The organism is Legionella anisa (assembly GCF_001467525.1).
Lineage (GTDB): Bacteria > Pseudomonadota > Gammaproteobacteria > Legionellales > Legionellaceae > Legionella > Legionella anisa.
The window spans coordinates 1-17,394 of record NZ_LNXS01000016.1 but is presented as its reverse complement, the minus strand read 5'-3'; the positions used below and the strand labels follow the sequence as shown (position 1 = coordinate 17,394).

Genomic DNA, 17,394 nt, shown 5'->3' with positions numbered 1-17,394 from the left:
TCAAATTCCTTGCGCGGGAGAGGGAGCAGATCGAAGCAAGATTAAGTGATGTGCCTAGATGAATGCTGAGGAGTCTACAAAAAATTAGATTTTAATGGTTCTTGAAAAACGCTATCTTTCACAGTACATCTTTGATCTAAATAGAGATTTAGGATGCCATCCTTGGTGTTTTATCAAGGACGTGCAACTATTCCTTTTGCTTTTACCGGACAGTAGTGTGCCTACGCAGGGATGACAGCCTTTTAAACATCACCGTAAACTATAGAATAGGTTTCCTGGTTAAATTTTGTGAGGAACTCTCAGGGACAAGCCGCGGGACGTCAGGGTAGAGATGGACTGTATAAGATCCAGCTACTTGCAGCCAAGATCTATTGAGATAAAGGAAAAAGCCTGTTTACAAGCAAACAGCTACGCTTGCTCGATTGATATGTGAGAAAAAACAATCGAGTCTCACCCCATTGATCCTAGCTTCTAAGACCTTTCCTGCAATTTTTGCGTAGTTTCTTTAAGTAAGTTTTAAGTTAACTGATTTTAAATGTGCAACCAATCTGCATAAAGCACAATGGATTAAATAGATCATTATCTTAACTATATGAAAGGTCCTTAATTATGAAAAGTCGGTTTGATTCCCAAATATCAGATAATCTTGATTCTGAGCATAATAATACAGAGGTCGATGAGTCGCAAATCATGATACAAGAGCAACAGAAAGTACCGAATACACCAACTTTGCAACCAATCGATACAAATCTCCCCCCAGTAATTGTACAGGGACAGGTTGTATGGTCCTCTCAAACTAATCTATCCGTTTTAGATGTATTTAAAAAAAGGTTGGATAACTGGCAGCCAATTTATGTGACACCTTTTGAAATACAATACCAATTAGATCAATTATTTAATCATTATTTAACTTTAACTGATCTAAAAAGTAGCATTCATACTTTGAAAGAGATGACCGATTTATTAACTCATCCTAAATTATCTGTTGCTAATCGTTATATGTTATTCCATGCGCTTGTTGCTGTTTTCCCTAGAACTTCCGACTTTAATATTCTTCCAGAGCCTTTCTGTGACGACAAATTTATGGAGCTATTGATAAAGAACCTTTATGACTTAAACACCATTCTTAACTTAATAACAGATCTCCCTGGTAAACATTATGTCACTGAATTTTTGCAGTGGATAAACGCAAAATCGCCTTATCTTCAAGGTATTATCAATAATGCAAAAGCACCTGTTACACCATCTTTTAGGCTGATGTCCGCACAACAGATACCGGTCGCACCAACCTTTCGACCAATCAATATGTCTGAGTCACAAATAGAACAAAGAAAGAATTCTCCCAATGCGCTATTAAACACTTTTATAAAGCGAATACATGGCATGAGTAGAGAAGGTTTATCATCACATACAATTTTTCAAAATAAATTATTTGATAATGAACTTTCTGTGGCTCAGTTAAAAGAAAACATTCAGAATTTAGATGATTTACTTGATATATTCAAAAAGGGTCACTTACAGCCTAAGGCTTGCTATAGTTTATTCAATTATCTTATTTCTGTTTTCCCCTTACCTAAAAACAATGGGAATCTCAGAGCATGTCCCTGTGACGAAAAATTTCTGCAAAAAATCATAAAAAGCCAACAGGATTTAAAGATAATTTATAGTTTTATAGAGTCCTATCAAAGCAGAAATTTAGTCCAAACTCTTGAAAAACGACTATCACATTCACCCCATTACACAAGAATATTACAAGCCAGGGTAGTACCACAGAACAGTAATGGTTTGAATCGCTTCTTCCGTCCAAATGCTCAATTAAATACTCCACCAAAACCTATATTAATCGATTTAGAAACGGGTGAAAAGAGTATAGAAACGAGTACTGCAGCCCCTACAGCTCCTCACTCAGCCCCGGTTCAAAGCGTGCTAAAAAGAAAACTATCTGACGCGCCTACGTTACCAGATGATCTCGAAGAACCAGTATACTTGAGGGCATCGAAGCGACAAAAAGAAAACTCTAAGGCGAACTCCTTGAATTTGAATGTTAAACAGGTAGAACCAGCAGCAAAAGAAAGAGCAAATATGACACATCCTTTAGGTCAATTGATCAATTTTTTTGCTCATAAAGAAAACGCACCAGTGATAGCACAAGAACCAGAAGGAGGAGAATATGAGCTGAGTTGGTTAGAACCCAACTAAAAACCTAAGGCTTCAGGTTTTGGTTCTTAATATTTTAAGCTAAACCTAACTTAAATCGGCTATGTCTTATCGGGATTGCTGGAGTTCCATTGACTCCATGTCCCTTGATACCCTTTCAAAAGCTGCTGAGCAAACTGATAAAAATGAGAAAGAAAATGAAGCCTCTGTTCATAATAAGGAGTAAGAAAAGGGTCGGCTCGATTCACTTCAAACAAATTATAATAGGGCGGTATTGAGGCATGCCGCGCAACAATTTCTTCAAAACTCACTTTATCGGCATTTTTTAACATGTCATACATTACAAAAAAGCTTGTTGTACGGCCTTTTCCTCCCCTGCAATGGATATGAAACCACGTATCTTTAGGTGCATTTTTTATTATGGTTAAAAACGCATCAACCTCTGAATCAGAGGGTGCAGCATGATCGGTAACATAGAGTCGATGATATTCAAAACCTAATCTAGAAACCAAATCTTTTTCGTTTTTTACTACTTTAACAGAAGTAGTTTTACCATTGGAATATTCCTTGGCAGCGAACTGTTGTGAGGATAAAACTCCCCTTATCTTTTTCTGAACTCTTAATGATTCAAGCCAATCTTCCTGATCGATAAGACTTTGGCTGTTGCTTTTCCCTTTATTTATCCAATCATATTCACTCACTAAGGTAATCGCTTTACCATTAAGATAACCATGGCTCTCTTGGCGCAAGTCCAGAACCAAAACAGGTTGATTCCTTGAGCTCTTATGCCGGGAAATATAATCAGAGATATCTTTCCATCCCTTTTCACTCGGTTCCTCACTCCCAGAAATGGCCAACTTTTTAATACCTGCTGTATTCCCTTGGTAAACATCGGCAATCATGGCGGCATGACGCAATACCTTTAATGGAGAAGAGGAATACTCCGTATCCTGCACAATACAAGGATTATGGATGCTTGCATCGCATATCCGAGTTTCTGTATTTGTTTTTGCTAAAACCAATCCCTGGGCCAACGCTAGAATGAGGGAAATAACTACAATACGCTTCAAATAGGTCATCCATAACCCCTTAACAAGAAACATAATCCATTCTATGTTACCTTTTTTTCTTACCGCAAGACCTGTTGGCGCAAAAAAAAGTTACCCATATTAGCGTTTTGCTGCATTTTGCATGTGAGCTACACAATAAGTATTAATAAAATGAATAACGATTTGAGCAAAATGTTCATCCCATAAGTTATGATGCCCTCTATCAGCAAATTCAATCCATTTCTTAGGCTGGTTTGCACGATTGAAAAGAGCTAAACCCTGATCGTAAGGTACAACCTCATCCAATTTTCCGTGCAACATTAAGATGGGAGCATGAATGTTTTGAATACGCGATAAAGAATCATACTTATCAATTACAGGTATGGGTAGCCAGGAATAATGAAATCGAGCCATAGCGGTTAATGAGGTATATGGGGATTGCAAAACTAAAGAGCAAACAGGAAATTCTGTTGCCATTTGCGTGGCTACCCCAGTTCCTAATGACTCTCCATAAAGCACGATATTATTTGCCTGAATACCCTGTTGTTGTAAAAACTTCATGGCCGCTCGAGCATCCTGATACAGTCCTGACTCAGTTGGCTTTCCTGGATTTCCCCCATACCCACGATACTCAAGTAATAACACGCCAAATCCTTCTGAAAGGAACTGACGAACCAAATACATACGATAACCAATATGTCCTGCATTTCCATGTAAATAGAGTATCGTCGGCTTATTACCTACAGCCGGTTTATACCACGAACTTAAACTCAATCCATCGGCAACAGGTATCTTAATGATTTGCAGGTCTTCTGCCTGAAAATCGCTCAAACTCGGTTTCTCAGGAGATGGAAAATAAATGAAATGGCGTTGAAAAAAATACACAAGAGTAACCAGTAAAATAAAAAGAATAAAAACCAGTAACAATTGTTTGTGCATCATCTTATATGCCTACATTCATTCGAGGATAGTCAGTGTAACCTTTTGTACCACCACCATATAAAGTCGCACGATCAAATTCATTCAATGGAGCATTTTTTCTAAATCGCCCAACCAGATCCGGATTGGAAATAAAATACCTCCCAAAAGCAACGAGATCCGCATAGCCACTGCTGACCGCTTCAGTTGCCATTTCTAATGTATAACCATTATTTACCATCCAAGGCCCGTTAAACTCTTTTCGTAACGCAGAGAAATCAAGGCCATAATACTCTCGTGGTCCTTGAGTTTCTCCTTCGATGACATGAATATAGGCCAGATCAAGTCGACTCAGCTCCCGTACAAGTGGGAAAAATACAGCAGCAGGCGAAGTATCTGCAACTCCATTGGCATGGCTTACTGGAGCAAGACGAATTCCTGTTCGATTTGCACCAATTTCAGATACAATGGCACTGGTCACTTCAAGGGCAAAACGCAGCCGATTAACAATCGAACCACCGTATTGATCGGTGCGATGATTTGTTCCATCACACAAAAATTGATGAATTAGATATCCATTGGCTGCATGAATTTCAACCCCGTCAAATCCGGCTAAAATGGCATTTCTCGCAGCAATTCGATAATCTTCAATAATTCCTGGAATTTCACTAAGCTTTAAGGCACGCGGATTTCCCACTTCAACAAATGTCCCATTTTCAATAAAGGTACGCTGTCCTGTTGCCGCAATAGCAGAAGGGGCTACGGGAGCAATACCTCCTGGTTGAAGAGAAGGATGTGAAATTCGTCCTACATGCCAAAGTTGCAAATAAATAACTCCACCCTTTGCATGAACTGCGTTTGTTACTAATTTCCATCCGGCAATTTGTTCTGAGGAATAAATTCCAGGTGTCCAAGCATATCCTTTTCCAGTCGGTGAAATTTGTGTCGCCTCGGCGATGATTAAACCTGCATCTGCTCGTTGTGCATAATATTCCGCATTAAGTTCTGAAGGAGCATCCATTCCATGGATTGAACGATTCCGCGTCAGTGGAGCCATCACGATGCGGTTTTTTAACGTTGAACCTCGTAAGTTAAATGGAGTAAACAAAATTTCATTATTCATAGTCATTCTTGCCTCATGCAATTTTCATACTTAAAAAATAATTCATTTTTTTCTTTTACCTAAATTAAAAACATTCTATAGGGTCTGCTGACAATTCGCTAGCTAGATCCAAAATCGCACCATTTTGTCCAAGATAGTAGAATTGTCAGCAGAGACCCTAGGTTTCATTCTCGATTATAGGTAAGATATCCCAGAACGTGGAATTCATTACTTTCATAAGGAAATAATAATGTATCATAATATCTTAGTTGCAATTGATGACAGTACTACATCAATGCAAGCGTTCCATGAAGCCATTAAGCTAAGCAAAGTACATCAGGCAAAATTACGAATCGTACATATAGGAAACGAATTTTATGCTCCTTATGTCGGAACCGGCGTTGATTATGAGAAGCTGGAAGCTTCATTCAAAGAATATGGTCAAAAATTTCTGGACAAGATGCTAACCATTGCCCGCGAACACAATGCAGATTGCGAAGCACATTTATTTGAAATAAACCCCTCTAAAGAAAAAGTATCCGAGAAAATCATTGAAGCAGCAAAAAATTGGCCAGCCGATTTGATTGTCGTAGGAACGCATGGTCGACGAGGTTATCAGCATTTATTACTTGGTAGTGTTGCAGAAGGGGTTATTCGCAATGCACCTATGCCAGTTCTTCTTATCCGAGGCAAACAATCCTGAATGGAGGAGCTTGAGTAAATTAAGAATTATAGCGAAGGATTACCCGTATACTGGATGCTCTTTCGCTGTGCTTCGTTTTAACCTTCTAATTAAATATAGATTCCCTCCTTTTTCAATACATCATCCCCTCATGAGTTTGTTATAATGCAATAAAAAATTACTTACTGGATTTATTTTAATGCAAAAACTGATTCATGATTTTCATGATATGGAAAGGCACTTTTTCTCTCTTATTAGTTTGAATTGCCTTGACTATCAAACAATAACTGCTTTTGAAACTGGAGTGCAGGCGACGGGTTTGAACCCTGCATTTGTTACCAAAACAGATAAAGAATTGTTACATGATCTCGCACATTGCAGATCATACTTCGCGCAAAAGAATTTACCATGGGCAGTTATTGTTTCAGAAGATACGATTTTTTCAGAACACGAGAATCAATTACCAAAAGATTATGAATTAACGGATACTGGCGTAGGCATGGCGTTCAATCTTTTAGCGAATTCACTAAACATTCCGGATAACTCGCTTGAATTTAGAGAAATGAATGAGGATTTACATACCTGGAGTATCCCCCTTATTCATGGGTTTCAATCAACACCGGAAATTACCCATGTTTATACCTTAAGGCATGATGAAGCATCGAAAAAATCGAATGACATTTGTCATTTTTCAGGCTTTTTTGCGGGAGAAGCAGTTGTATCGGTAACATTAACGGTGAGGGAAAATCTTGCCCGCATCGATGATTTAGCTACAATGCCTGGATTTCAAAAACGTGGCTTTGCCAGCTCAATGATGGTTTATGCCTTGAAAAAAGCTTTGGATTTAAAAGTTCAAACGTGCTTTTTAGAAGCATCCTCAGCAGGCCTCAATCTTTACAAACGCATTGGCTTCCAATCTCTTTTTTCAAACCATTATTATGAGCTAAGTGCGTTGTAACCCACTTCGCCCAAATTACATATATTTAGATAAGGATAATCATGTTGAACTGCATATTTGTTTTTTTATATCTTTTATTTTTCCCTAGTATTTTATTTGCCAATCTTGATTTAATCACATGGAAAGGAATTTATTATCAAGCAGTTCCGAATAAAAAAGGAGTCACAAGAAAATACTGTAATGAACATAACCCTGGCACCTTCATTCACACTATAAAAGATGGAATTGATAAGCCTCTAATTACCAATAAGGGGATTAAACTAAAACAAATATCTTTTGAAAGTAATAAAGTAGACCGTATTTATCTCATTCACGGCAGTTTAATTGCATCTGGAACGACCGCAAAAAATTCCTGGCAGGATCAAATCCATTATTTTTTATATAAATACAGTGAGGCAGGAATTACTAAAGGCATTTGGTACAGCAAGCAATGTAAAGGATTATACAAAGGAATTGTTCTAAATAATATGAATTCGACATAAAAGGCATAGCATTTATATGAGAGCAAAATCGCTTGAATTCATGAACAATAAATCACATGCTCGTCTAATTCAAAAGAGGTCTTAAAATCCTGAGAACATTGAATAAGACTGTTCATCATCCATTGACACTCTTCGTTACTTGCGTAGTGCAATTTGAAATTTTTTCTTATCATTGGGACTAACTCCAATTGCGTCAATCGTAAATTTGGGTCAACCGAAAAAAAATACATCAATGACAAATCACTTTTAAATTGTTCCCAGCCACTGATACCCTCATAATCATTAATCAAATCCCCACAACCATAAAGAATCAAACCCTGGTTGTGCCATTCAATACCCATTGGGTGATGTGAAGAATGACCATGAATCACGTTGACACCTAATTCATCAATAAGTGTGTAAGCAAATTGCTGATGTTGGTCTGGAATGTCATAACCCCAATTTCCCCCCCAATGAATACTAACAATACATAAATCTCCAGTTTTTCTATAATACTCAATGACTTCCTTTATTCGCTTTATGGAGTCTTTACTTAAATCATTCAACATCCATAACCCAGGGTGTTGCGAAGTCGCAGTCCACTCTTTTAAAATACCGCTGGAATAAAGCCCCATCGAAAACACGAGAATTCTTCCTTCAAAACCCGGAATAAAATGAATTGCAGGTGCAGTTGCTTTCTGAATGTTTTTTCCTGCACCCGCATAAGCTATTTGAGCATTATCCAAAGTCAACAATGTCTCTAAAAATCCCTCTATCCCCCAATCCAATATGTGATTATTTGCTAAAGCACACACATCAATATGTGCCGAAGTAATGGCATCTATGTTCTCAGGATGCATGCGATAATTGATTCCCTTAAATGGCCATGGAGTATTGCTGCGGGTAATGCTTGTTTCCAGATTAATTAAACGGAGATCAGGGTTTCTTAATTTTAATTCGATTAAAGCATCTCCCCATATATATGCTCCTTTGTTGTCCGGCGCAATCTTGCCATTGACCCTTTCAGCAAGCCAGACATAATCACGTGCATCTTTAACATAAGATTCATAAATTTGCGGCTCACAAGGATGAGTTAAGATTTGATCAATCCCTCTCCCAGTCATGACATCACCACATAAAAAAATATGGATTTGGGGTAATACTGATGACATGATTCTTCATCCTTTAATCGCTGTAAAATTAGTTCATTTTTTCTACTAATAATAGTCGTAAATTAAAGCAGATGTGGAAAGAAAGAACCGCGGTTTCTCTCTTAGCGATGATTTTCTGTATGCACTTTCTCTATTGGTTAGAAAACAATCTTTTAGTTTGAGGTTCATCCTGCGCAGCCGACGCCGATTTTTTAGGTTCATCTTTTCTTTTTTTGCCATCATCTAAAGTACTTAGAACACCCAAACCACCGCTCGATAAAGTTGGTGTGGCAGTTGTTTTTTTTCTCCAGTCGAAAACATCAATTTTTAGATCCTTTTGTAAATCTTGAGAAATCTCAAATTTAACAAAATGAGGAGCAACTTTTTTACAATGATTTTCAAAGGCTTCGCGACAAGATTGATCGGTTAAATCCATCATAAGGAAATCTGAAGGCTCATCTTTTAACCGTTCAAGCCGTTCTTCCTCCATCTTTTTGAACCAATTTTTTAATGACTCTTGATTTGCATGAAATTCTGGTGGATAAAAGCCAAACTTATTATAAACGGTAAGCGATTCTGCTGTGTGAGTGACCGTCATATTTTCCTGACCACTATTTTTGAAAAAATCCAGAGCATAGACCATCATTAAATTACCAAGCCCTTTACGGCGATATTTCTCACTTACAAATAAACTAAATAACTGAGATATGTTCTCTGTATCTTTGGTTAGTCTTAATTCAATAAAACCAATGACTTTCCCATTGTCACGTAAAACAAGCATTAAATCACATCTATTGTTACTGTTGTTGTTATTTTTATTGTTATGTAGCACTTTTCCATGATTGTTAAATAACTGAATCGTTTCATCATCTAATTTTTCAACATCATTTTCAAAATAAATTTCCGCCATCGCATCTTCGTGCCTGACATAATTTAAAAAGTCAGATAAATCACTTTTATCAGGATAATCAAGAACATAAAATTCTTTAGGAGGTGAATTAATCGTACTATCTACAGCTTGATACATGAATAATACCCATTACGGATCAATAGTTTAATTATAATTACAGATGAACCAATATTCAACAATATGAGTATTTTTAGTAAATCAGCTTGGTAGTGCTTAAATCACTAAGTAAATAGGAATATTGCCAGCTCCATCCAGATCCTTTCAATATAGATTAAATTTATCCTTCTTCAGCCAGGATCACCGCATGAAAATATGGAAATTGGGGTAATACTGAGGACATGATCATTCATCCTTTGGTATATACTGTATAAAACCCGTTCGTTTTTCTACTAATAAAAGGATGGCCTTAAATTGGGGGAAGTGGTGGAAAACAAACAATGGCAGTTTTCGCTCTGGTACGTTTTGATAATTTTCTGGATTATCATTCTGTTCCAGAACTTTTTTTTCGCAGCCCATCCTGTAAATATTGCTTACAGTGATTTTATAAGACTTTTGAAAGCCGATAAGTTAAATAATGTCTTACTTGCTGAAAGCTACATTATCGCAGACGTAAAAACTGAAGGATTAACAGGACTACTCCCTGAAGATAAATTTAATGAAATAAAAGAATATGGCGGCAAAAACCCCCAAATCACTACGGTCCGCATTAATGATCCATCGCTTATATCTACTTTGGAAGCAGCAAAAGTAAAATTTAATGGACAAGCTGAAAATAAATGGGTAACCCTGATATTATCATGGGTTATTCCTGCATTGCTCTTTTTTGCTCTGTGGAGTTTTTTACTAAGGCGCATGGGTTCAGCAGCTGGCGGAGTTTTGGATGTTGGGAAAAGTAAAGCAAAAATCTACATGGAAAAAGAAACACATGTATCATTTCAGGATGTTGCAGGAGTAGATGAGGCAAAAACCGAGCTTATGGAAGTAGTTGAGTTCCTCAAAAATCCACAACATTATACTCGTATTGGCGCTCATATACCTAAAGGCGTACTTTTAGTTGGTCCGCCTGGAACAGGAAAAACATTACTTGCACGAGCCGTAGCAGGCGAGGCTGGAGTGCCATTTTTTTCAATTAATGGTTCAGAATTCGTAGAAATGTTTGTTGGTGTTGGTGCAGCACGAGTACGTGATCTGTTTACCAATGCCCGAGAAACTGCTCCAACAATTATTTTTATCGATGAACTCGATGCCCTAGGCAGAGCACGCGGCGCTTACCCTATTGGCGGAGGACATGATGAAAAAGAACAGACTTTAAACCAGTTGCTCTCAGAAATGGATGGTTTCGACCCCAGTGAAGGATTAATACTGCTTGCCGCGACCAATCGACCGGAAATTCTTGACCCTGCGTTATTAAGGGCAGGTCGATTTGACCGCCATATACTTGTCGATCGACCTGATAAAAAAGGCCGAGTAGAAATTCTCCATGTTCATCTGAAAAAAATACAGCAGGGCCCTGATATTGATCCTGAAAAGATTGCAGCCTTAACACCGGGTTTTTCTGGTGCCGATTTAGCAAATCTGGTCAATGAGGCAGCCTTACTTGCTACGCGCCATAATGCCGATTCTGTCAGTATGGATGACTTTACCAATGCTGTTGAACGAATAGTGGCGGGATTGGAAAAAAAGAATCGCTTACTCAATCCTGAAGAACGTAAAGCAGTGGCTTATCATGAAATGGGACACACCCTGGTAGCACTCTCCTTGCCTAATGTAGATCGGGTCCACAAAGTCTCAATTATTCCCCGCGGAATAGGTAGCCTGGGTTATACCATTCAACGTCCTACTGAAGACCGTTATCTTATGACAGAAGAAGAATTAAAAAATAAAATGATGGTTTTACTCGGAGGTAGAGCAGCTGAATTTGTTGTTTTTGGTCGATTTTCAACAGGTGCAGCAGATGATCTGGCCAAAGCGACTGATATTGCACGCAATATGGTCATGCGGTACGGTATGGATAAAGAACTTGGACCTGTGACTTATCAAAAAGAACATTCACCTTTCCTGGAAGCTCCTATGGTACACCAAGAGCGTGAATTTAGTGAGGAAACAGCATCTGAAATTGACGCAGCAGTCCGCCAAATCATCCAAACCGCATTTGATGATGCCGTGGATATTATTAAAAAACGCATTAAAATTTTAGAAAAAGGCGCGAAATTATTATTAAAAAAGGAAACGCTGAATGAAGAGGATTTAATCGCATTAAATATCAAGTGATAACCGAATCATTTTAAACAATTCAAATTTATTTTTCTATAGTCTAAAGCTATCTGTATCATCACGCTGTTCCGTTTCAGTTTCTTTTTTATTATTCCCTTTACAAGTACATAATCTTTCTTTGAAGCGACTACATCGTTCCGAATGTTCTTTTATCTGCTCTTGAGTTAGCTCAAGAATTAAACTCGGATCGTGCTTTTCCATTGGAAGTTCTTTAGGTTTACTATCCTGCTCTTGATATTTTTCTAAATCTTCCGGTGAAATTTCATCTAGGCTTAGAAACAAATCTTGTTCTGTTGAATACTCTGGCTCATGCTGCACAGTCTCTTCTTTCTCTTGGTTTTCTAAAGCGGTTAGAGAAACTTCAGCTTCATGCAGTTTGTTCACTAATTCGAGCATCTCTTCGGCCATTTTTACTAATGTAAATTCACTCCCTCTAAGTTCATGAATTAAATTTTTATGCTTTAACTCCCCAGGGGCCCTCTCAATAAACTCTTCTAAATCTTTAGCTATTTCTGAATAACTCTTTTTTGAGTCGATTATGGAAAGTAATTCTTCGCCTAATTCTATTTTTTTACTCTTAATGCTTTCAGTCCCTTCATTACCATATTTCTGCTGATATTTTTCTTTATAATCGGTTATGTAGGTCGTTAAATTGTCTTTACTCACTTGTAATTGTTCTTGTAATTCTAATTGCTCCTGCACCTCTAGTTGTTTTTGCACCTCAAATTGTTCTTGTACCTCTAATTGTTCTTGCACCTCTAATTGTTTGTGCACCTCTAATTCTTCTTTGGACATACATTGCAATTGAATTTTCTCCAATGCAGCATGTAAATCTTTTAATCCTATTCTTTCTTCAGGGTTTTCTCTCGTAGCTTTCTCTATTAATTCTTGCATTTTTAGACCCAATGGGGACTTAAATATTTCGGCGCTGAAATCTAATGGTTGCTCCATCCATAATTTTACTCCTGGTTTATCTTCGAATTCTGGTAAAACTAAATGTTCGTATAAAGCTAATCCAATTTGATAACTCATAAATTGCTCCGCATTTATATCGATATCTTCTCCCATAATCTGGCGGTACTCAGGGGGGGCATAGTCCATGGTCGTGGCGATGTCTCTAGTGTTTACTTTCCCATCGGGGCTTATTGGAATTAGCGCTTTTTTATCCGTTATAAACATGCTTCCGTCGCTATGCAATAAAAAATTGGATAACTTTACATCAGAATGCATGGCGCCATTTGCAAGTAATTTTTTAGAAAAATCTAAGATTTGCACTAAATCTTTGGTTGCCCCTTTGATGAGTTCACTATCTGAAGACTCATTACTGTCTTTTCGATTGGAACGCATATCCTTTTTAGCCGCATACTCTGAAATAACAAAATTCCTATTTGCGATAACGAAAGAAGAAGATAAATAATCCTGAGAAAAATATTCATTGAGTTCAGATTGACTTAATTTATCGACCAGCAATGGATACATTAACGGCTTTTCAATACGTATGGTAAAGGTTTCTTCTGTTCTAGTATCAGTTATCTTCCATGTAATATTATTTCCTCTACTCAGGGGGGTACTTTGATAATGAGGGGGTAAGACGAAATCTATCCCGCATTTTATTATAATGCTAACCAGATCTTCATCTCCATTATCCAATTGAGTTAAATAACGTTCTAAATTCTCCGGATCAATTTTGCCATTTGCCCCATATTCTCTTAAAGCTAAAGCGAGTTCTTCTCTATTCATTTGGAGACTCTTTATATGCTCCCTTAAGTCTTCTGCTAAAAAGGCATGCGCTTCATATCGTTTATTAAGTTCAGGCGTATTTTTAATTAGCTTACTAAGCTCAGTATTGATTTGCAGTGATAGTTTTCTGAAAGCCTCCAGCTCGTCTTTATCAAGATTTTGATCATTAATGGCAGCGAGTAATTTTGTTTGAATCTGTTTTAACGAATAATACTTGTCAATATTATTCGTTATTAGTGTGTAATTTCTTAAATCAATACCTATGGCTTTAATTAATTCCACCTTTTGGCTATCTTTTAAAGCTTCAAGCCATTCTTTTTTTGTCATCAATGAGCCAACATTTGTTGTTCTATCGAACAATTGCTTCTCCATGGGCAACTTGGATGGGCTCGAAATATTTAGATGGCCTAATGCCTTAGATAATTCATTCCATTCTAATATTTTTCTTAAACATGGGGTAATTGAAACCTTTAGATTCGAATCGGATATTTTGAGTTTTAAATCTTCTAGAAAAAAATCAATTTCTTGTAATGCGGTTATTCGTAAATTTTCAGGTGCATCTTGGCTAACTAAGGTATTATATTCTTTTAATTTTTCGTTAAACTTTTTAAATAAATCCTTATTTTTATCTTTCTTGTACCTACGAGGTTTCTCTAATAACTCGAACATAGCAGTACACCTACAATATACAACCCTATTTAATATTATAGTTAATTGGAGTAATTTAGCTCTAAGTACAGACCAATGGTTTAATAAATTTGATATTGAAAAAGTGAGTCCAGCCTATATCCTTACTCATTGAGGTTAGATTCCTCTTGATTCAAGGATATAGTGCACTTGTTTTATCAATGGGTTGCTTCGCCCATCATTACAAATCGAGCACTCCCAATGTGTTTGAGCCTCCTTGCTCACAAAACATTATCCAGTGCAATACTGGTCAAACCATTTTTTGGCTAAGTCTGAGACCTCATGTAGTTTTCCAGGCTCCTCAAATAAATGAGTTGCTCCAGGAACCATTTCCAAATGAGTTGTACAATTCATTTGTGATATCGCTTGCTGATTGAGCCCAATCACCACGTCATCATCACCGCCCACAATAAGTAACGTAGGTGTCTTGACCTGCGGCAAATAGTTTCCAGCCAAATCTGGCCTACCCCCACGCGATACAATCGCATTGACTAACTTAGGCTCCTGTGCCGCAGCGACAAGGGCTGCGCCACTGCCAGTACTTGAACCAAACAAACCGATTGGAAAATGGAATTCTGCAAATTCTTTTATACACCAATGCATTACATCAACAAGTCGAGAAGCTAATAAATGAATATCAAAACGATATTCGCGAGTGGCATTATCAATCACATCTTCTTGTGAGGTAAGCAGATCAAAGAGCAACGTCGCATATTTCCCTTCATTCAAGGTGCTCGCCACAAATTGATTGCGACTGCTGAAACGACTGCTTCCACTTCCATGCACGAAAACTACCATTCCTTTAGCTTTTTCGGGTATAAATAAAAAACCGTTGAGATAAACATTTTTACTGGGGATAGATACGGGATGTTCAATGTCTGGTGTATAGGTATTCATGCCATTCCTTTTTTCTGAGCCTATTATTCTTCCAAGTATAGACTTTTTCTTGAGGTCATAGCTAAGTCTTAGTCCTGCTACATATTCAGGAAACATGCATTGGGGATCATTGCATAGTAAAAAAAGAGCCTATATGATTAGATTGCCTTTAGGATTCGAGCACCGCATCGATGAAGCAATTCGTCTCCTCAGTAGAGTTTGGAACGAGGGCTAATGAATAACTTAGGGATAAGGAATTATAATGGGCAGAAAGGATAAGCAGAACACTTCAAGTAAAGAAGGCAACAATTTTGGTATTCCTACAGGATTAGTTGCTCAAAGAAGGGCAGAATTAATTGCTGCAAAAGAGCGCGATCGTTTGAGTGCGACATCTCTTGATACAACTCATCTTAATGCAACGCCTCTTTATACGATACCTCCTGATGCTCATGCAGTCTCTCATAATCCGATACCCCTTAATACAACACCTATTAACGCACTACCGCCTAGTAAAGCATCCTTGACTCATCTTACTAAATCAAGGCCAAAGATTGAGCACAGGAACCCTTCACAACGCAAATCAAACTCATTAACTCATGACTTTTTTAAAAACAACGAGCCAAAACACAGTGAAGCAACGGATCTAAGCTTAAATGGAGACTGGCTCAATGTATTGAAGAAAACAATTTGTAGGGCATGGATTGCTTACAAAGAATACTATGAACTGGGTATCAATAATCGCCAGCCTAATGGATGGTTCAGTTGGTGGCGCCATAGTGATGATGGGCAAAAAAAAGCAGAAACGATTAAAAATAAAGCAGATGCAAGTGACAATCCTGAGATGATTATGCAGCAGATGGAACAGTTTTTTGAGGACTCTTATACTCGATATGAAAACCACTCTTTCGCCTCTTATTTATTTGAAGAATTCGATCGCCTATTACAAGGAGATAAATATAAAGCACTGGAAGGAACAACCCATAGCAAAGAGTACTGGCATATCATTGCGGAACAATTGCGCCTTTTAATGACTAAAGAAGAGTGTAGGCATAGCTCATCTACGCCCAGGCAGTGATGCTCAGTTTAAAATCAGGCAATAACTACAAAATAAGAGTACTATTCATGCAAAATAGAAATCCCTGGGCTTTAAACCTCCCCATTGATACCTTTTTTTTTGATTGTGACGGGACACTCTCTTTAATTGAAGGCATTAATGAATTAGCAACAATGAATGGGGTTGCCGAACAAGTACATCAAATTACGGAACGATGTATGGGAAAAACCGGCATGACCCCTAATGATTATCAGCAACGGTTGACCTATGTTCAACCTACACGAGAACAAATAGAAGAGCTGGCCGAGCGCTATAAACGCAATATTGCTCCCGGAGCACAAGAACTCTTTGAGTTATTGCATCATTTGAATAAAAAAATCTATATCATTTCAGCTGGGATTAAAATGGCCGTAGCTCCCTTTGCTCAGGCTCTGGGAGTTCCCCCAAGTAATGTGCTTGCAGTAGAAGTGTATTTTGATAAACATGGTAACTATCAAGAGTTTGATAAACAAAGCAACATGACTCAAGGAAATGGTAAAACAGTGGAAATTGCCTCAATACTTAAACCAGGGGAACGCTCCTTACTGGTAGGTGATGGAGTAAGCGACTGGGAAGCTCGAGAAACAGTAACACGATTTATTGGTTTTGCTGGTTTAAACCCTAAAGAATGGGTGAAAGACCATTCCGATTTCTATATCACTAATACCAGTTTTTACTCCATAATCCCTTTAGGATTAACTCAAGATGAGTTGAAACAATTGCCTTCACAATATTATGCTTATTATGAACAAGGACTTGCAGATATTTATAATTCTATTGTTTTGATCAAGGGAGATGCGCATGTTCACCATTCAAATTCTTGATAATATATCACCTCAGAGTTTGAGTTTGTTTCACCCTGACGTTTATCAATTAGGCCTTAATCCCATCGACCCAGATGTCATTTTGGTGCGCTCCCATAAATTACATAATCATCCATTTTCAAAAAACTTAAAAGCAGTAGCACGAGCAGGAACAGGTATTGATAATATTCCCATTGATGTGCTTACCAATATGGGTGTCCCAGTATTTTATGCACCTGGAGCAAATGCCAATGCAGTAAAAGAATTGGTAATGGCAGCCATGATAATGGGCTATAGACATTTAGATGAAACCCGCTCCTTCATTACTGAATTATCAAAAGAAGATAACCATCTATTTAATCGAGAAATTGAAACGAAAAAAAAGAAATTTGTTGGCCATGAAATTTCAGGTAAAACTTTGGGCGTTATCGGTTTAGGCAATATAGGCGTTATTGTGGAAAGTAGGTGATTATGTAAAGTAACTAGAAAAAAGCCAATATTATCAATACATAGATACCTAAATACTTCACATA

At 37.6% G+C, this 17,394-nt stretch carries 15 protein-coding genes; 8 read left to right on the top strand and 7 right to left on the bottom strand.

Features of this window, described 5'->3' with window-relative positions; genetic code table 11:
• Positions 1–609: 609 nt before the first annotated feature.
• Positions 610–2,199 carry a hypothetical protein gene (locus Lani_RS04080; RefSeq protein ID WP_019233867.1) on the top strand — a complete coding sequence of 530 codons (1,590 nt, stop codon included), beginning with the start codon at positions 610–612 and terminating at the stop codon, positions 2,197–2,199.
• A 59-nt stretch (positions 2,200–2,258) separates the two neighbouring features.
• Here Lani_RS04080 and Lani_RS04075 read toward each other — a convergent pair whose 3' ends face one another.
• The 3 genes from Lani_RS04075 to Lani_RS04065 all read right to left on the bottom strand — a co-directional run bounded on the left by Lani_RS04075 (position 2,259) and on the right by Lani_RS04065 (position 5,253).
• Entirely contained in the window at positions 2,259–3,236 is a 978-nt protein-coding gene (locus Lani_RS04075) for a phosphatase domain-containing protein (protein WP_019233868.1), read from the bottom strand.
• A gap of 90 nt (positions 3,237–3,326) precedes the next feature.
• Positions 3,327–4,145 (bottom strand): alpha/beta hydrolase, encoded by an 819-nt coding sequence (locus Lani_RS04070; RefSeq protein ID WP_040522693.1) that lies wholly within the window; start codon positions 4,143–4,145, stop codon positions 3,327–3,329.
• 4 nt (positions 4,146–4,149) lie between these two features.
• Positions 4,150–5,253, bottom strand: a complete 1,104-nt coding sequence (locus Lani_RS04065; RefSeq protein ID WP_019233870.1) for an alkene reductase — start codon at positions 5,251–5,253, stop codon at positions 4,150–4,152.
• 223 nt (positions 5,254–5,476) lie between these two features.
• On the opposite strand from Lani_RS04065, the gene Lani_RS04060 reads away from it, so the two are divergent.
• The 3 genes from Lani_RS04060 (at position 5,477) to Lani_RS04050 (ending at position 7,348) form a co-directional block, all read left to right on the top strand.
• Positions 5,477–5,929 (top strand): universal stress protein, encoded by a 453-nt coding sequence (locus Lani_RS04060; RefSeq protein ID WP_019233871.1) that lies wholly within the window; start codon positions 5,477–5,479, stop codon positions 5,927–5,929.
• A gap of 178 nt (positions 5,930–6,107) precedes the next feature.
• Positions 6,108–6,866 carry a GNAT family N-acetyltransferase gene (locus tag Lani_RS04055; RefSeq protein ID WP_019233872.1) on the top strand — a complete coding sequence of 253 codons (759 nt, stop codon included), beginning with the start codon at positions 6,108–6,110 and terminating at the stop codon, positions 6,864–6,866.
• A gap of 41 nt (positions 6,867–6,907) precedes the next feature.
• Complete coding sequence (locus Lani_RS04050; protein ID WP_019233873.1) at positions 6,908–7,348, top strand: hypothetical protein; 441 nt, start codon at positions 6,908–6,910, stop codon at positions 7,346–7,348.
• 38 nt (positions 7,349–7,386) lie between these two features.
• Here the strand turns inward: Lani_RS04050 and Lani_RS04045 are convergent, their stop codons facing one another.
• Together Lani_RS04045 and Lani_RS04040 are read right to left on the bottom strand one after the other, a co-directional pair.
• Entirely contained in the window at positions 7,387–8,499 is a 1,113-nt protein-coding gene (locus Lani_RS04045) for a CapA family protein (protein WP_058388409.1), read from the bottom strand.
• Positions 8,500–8,629: 130 nt separating this feature from the next.
• Positions 8,630–9,505: a GNAT family N-acetyltransferase gene (locus Lani_RS04040; RefSeq protein ID WP_058388408.1), complete on the bottom strand. Its 876-nt coding sequence runs from the start codon at positions 9,503–9,505 to the stop codon at positions 8,630–8,632.
• A gap of 306 nt (positions 9,506–9,811) precedes the next feature.
• On the opposite strand from Lani_RS04040, the gene ftsH reads away from it, so the two are divergent.
• Positions 9,812–11,659 (top strand): ATP-dependent zinc metalloprotease FtsH, encoded by a 1,848-nt coding sequence (ftsH, locus tag Lani_RS04035; protein WP_040522697.1) that lies wholly within the window; start codon positions 9,812–9,814, stop codon positions 11,657–11,659.
• A 36-nt stretch (positions 11,660–11,695) separates the two neighbouring features.
• Here ftsH and Lani_RS04030 read toward each other — a convergent pair whose 3' ends face one another.
• On the bottom strand, positions 11,696–14,071 hold the full coding sequence (locus Lani_RS04030; RefSeq protein WP_058388407.1) for a serine/threonine-protein kinase: 2,376 nt from the start codon (positions 14,069–14,071) through the stop codon (positions 11,696–11,698).
• Between the two features lie 249 nt (positions 14,072–14,320).
• A complete protein-coding gene (locus Lani_RS04025) occupies positions 14,321–14,986 on the bottom strand; it encodes a dienelactone hydrolase family protein (protein WP_019233879.1) in 666 nt (221 codons plus the stop codon).
• Between the two features lie 241 nt (positions 14,987–15,227).
• Between Lani_RS04025 and Lani_RS04020 the strand changes: the two genes are divergently transcribed.
• The 3 genes from Lani_RS04020 to Lani_RS04010 are packed head-to-tail and all read left to right on the top strand — an operon-like array spanning position 15,228 to position 17,330.
• Complete coding sequence (locus Lani_RS04020) at positions 15,228–16,040, top strand: hypothetical protein (RefSeq protein WP_019233880.1); 813 nt, start codon at positions 15,228–15,230, stop codon at positions 16,038–16,040.
• A gap of 47 nt (positions 16,041–16,087) precedes the next feature.
• Positions 16,088–16,882, top strand: a complete 795-nt coding sequence (locus tag Lani_RS04015) for an HAD-IB family phosphatase (RefSeq protein ID WP_019233881.1) — start codon at positions 16,088–16,090, stop codon at positions 16,880–16,882.
• Positions 16,860–17,330 (top strand): Rossmann-fold NAD(P)-binding domain-containing protein, encoded by a 471-nt coding sequence (locus Lani_RS04010; RefSeq protein ID WP_223499407.1) that lies wholly within the window; start codon positions 16,860–16,862, stop codon positions 17,328–17,330. The genes Lani_RS04015 and Lani_RS04010 overlap by 23 nt, the downstream gene beginning before the upstream one ends.
• Positions 17,331–17,394: the final 64 nt, after the last annotated feature.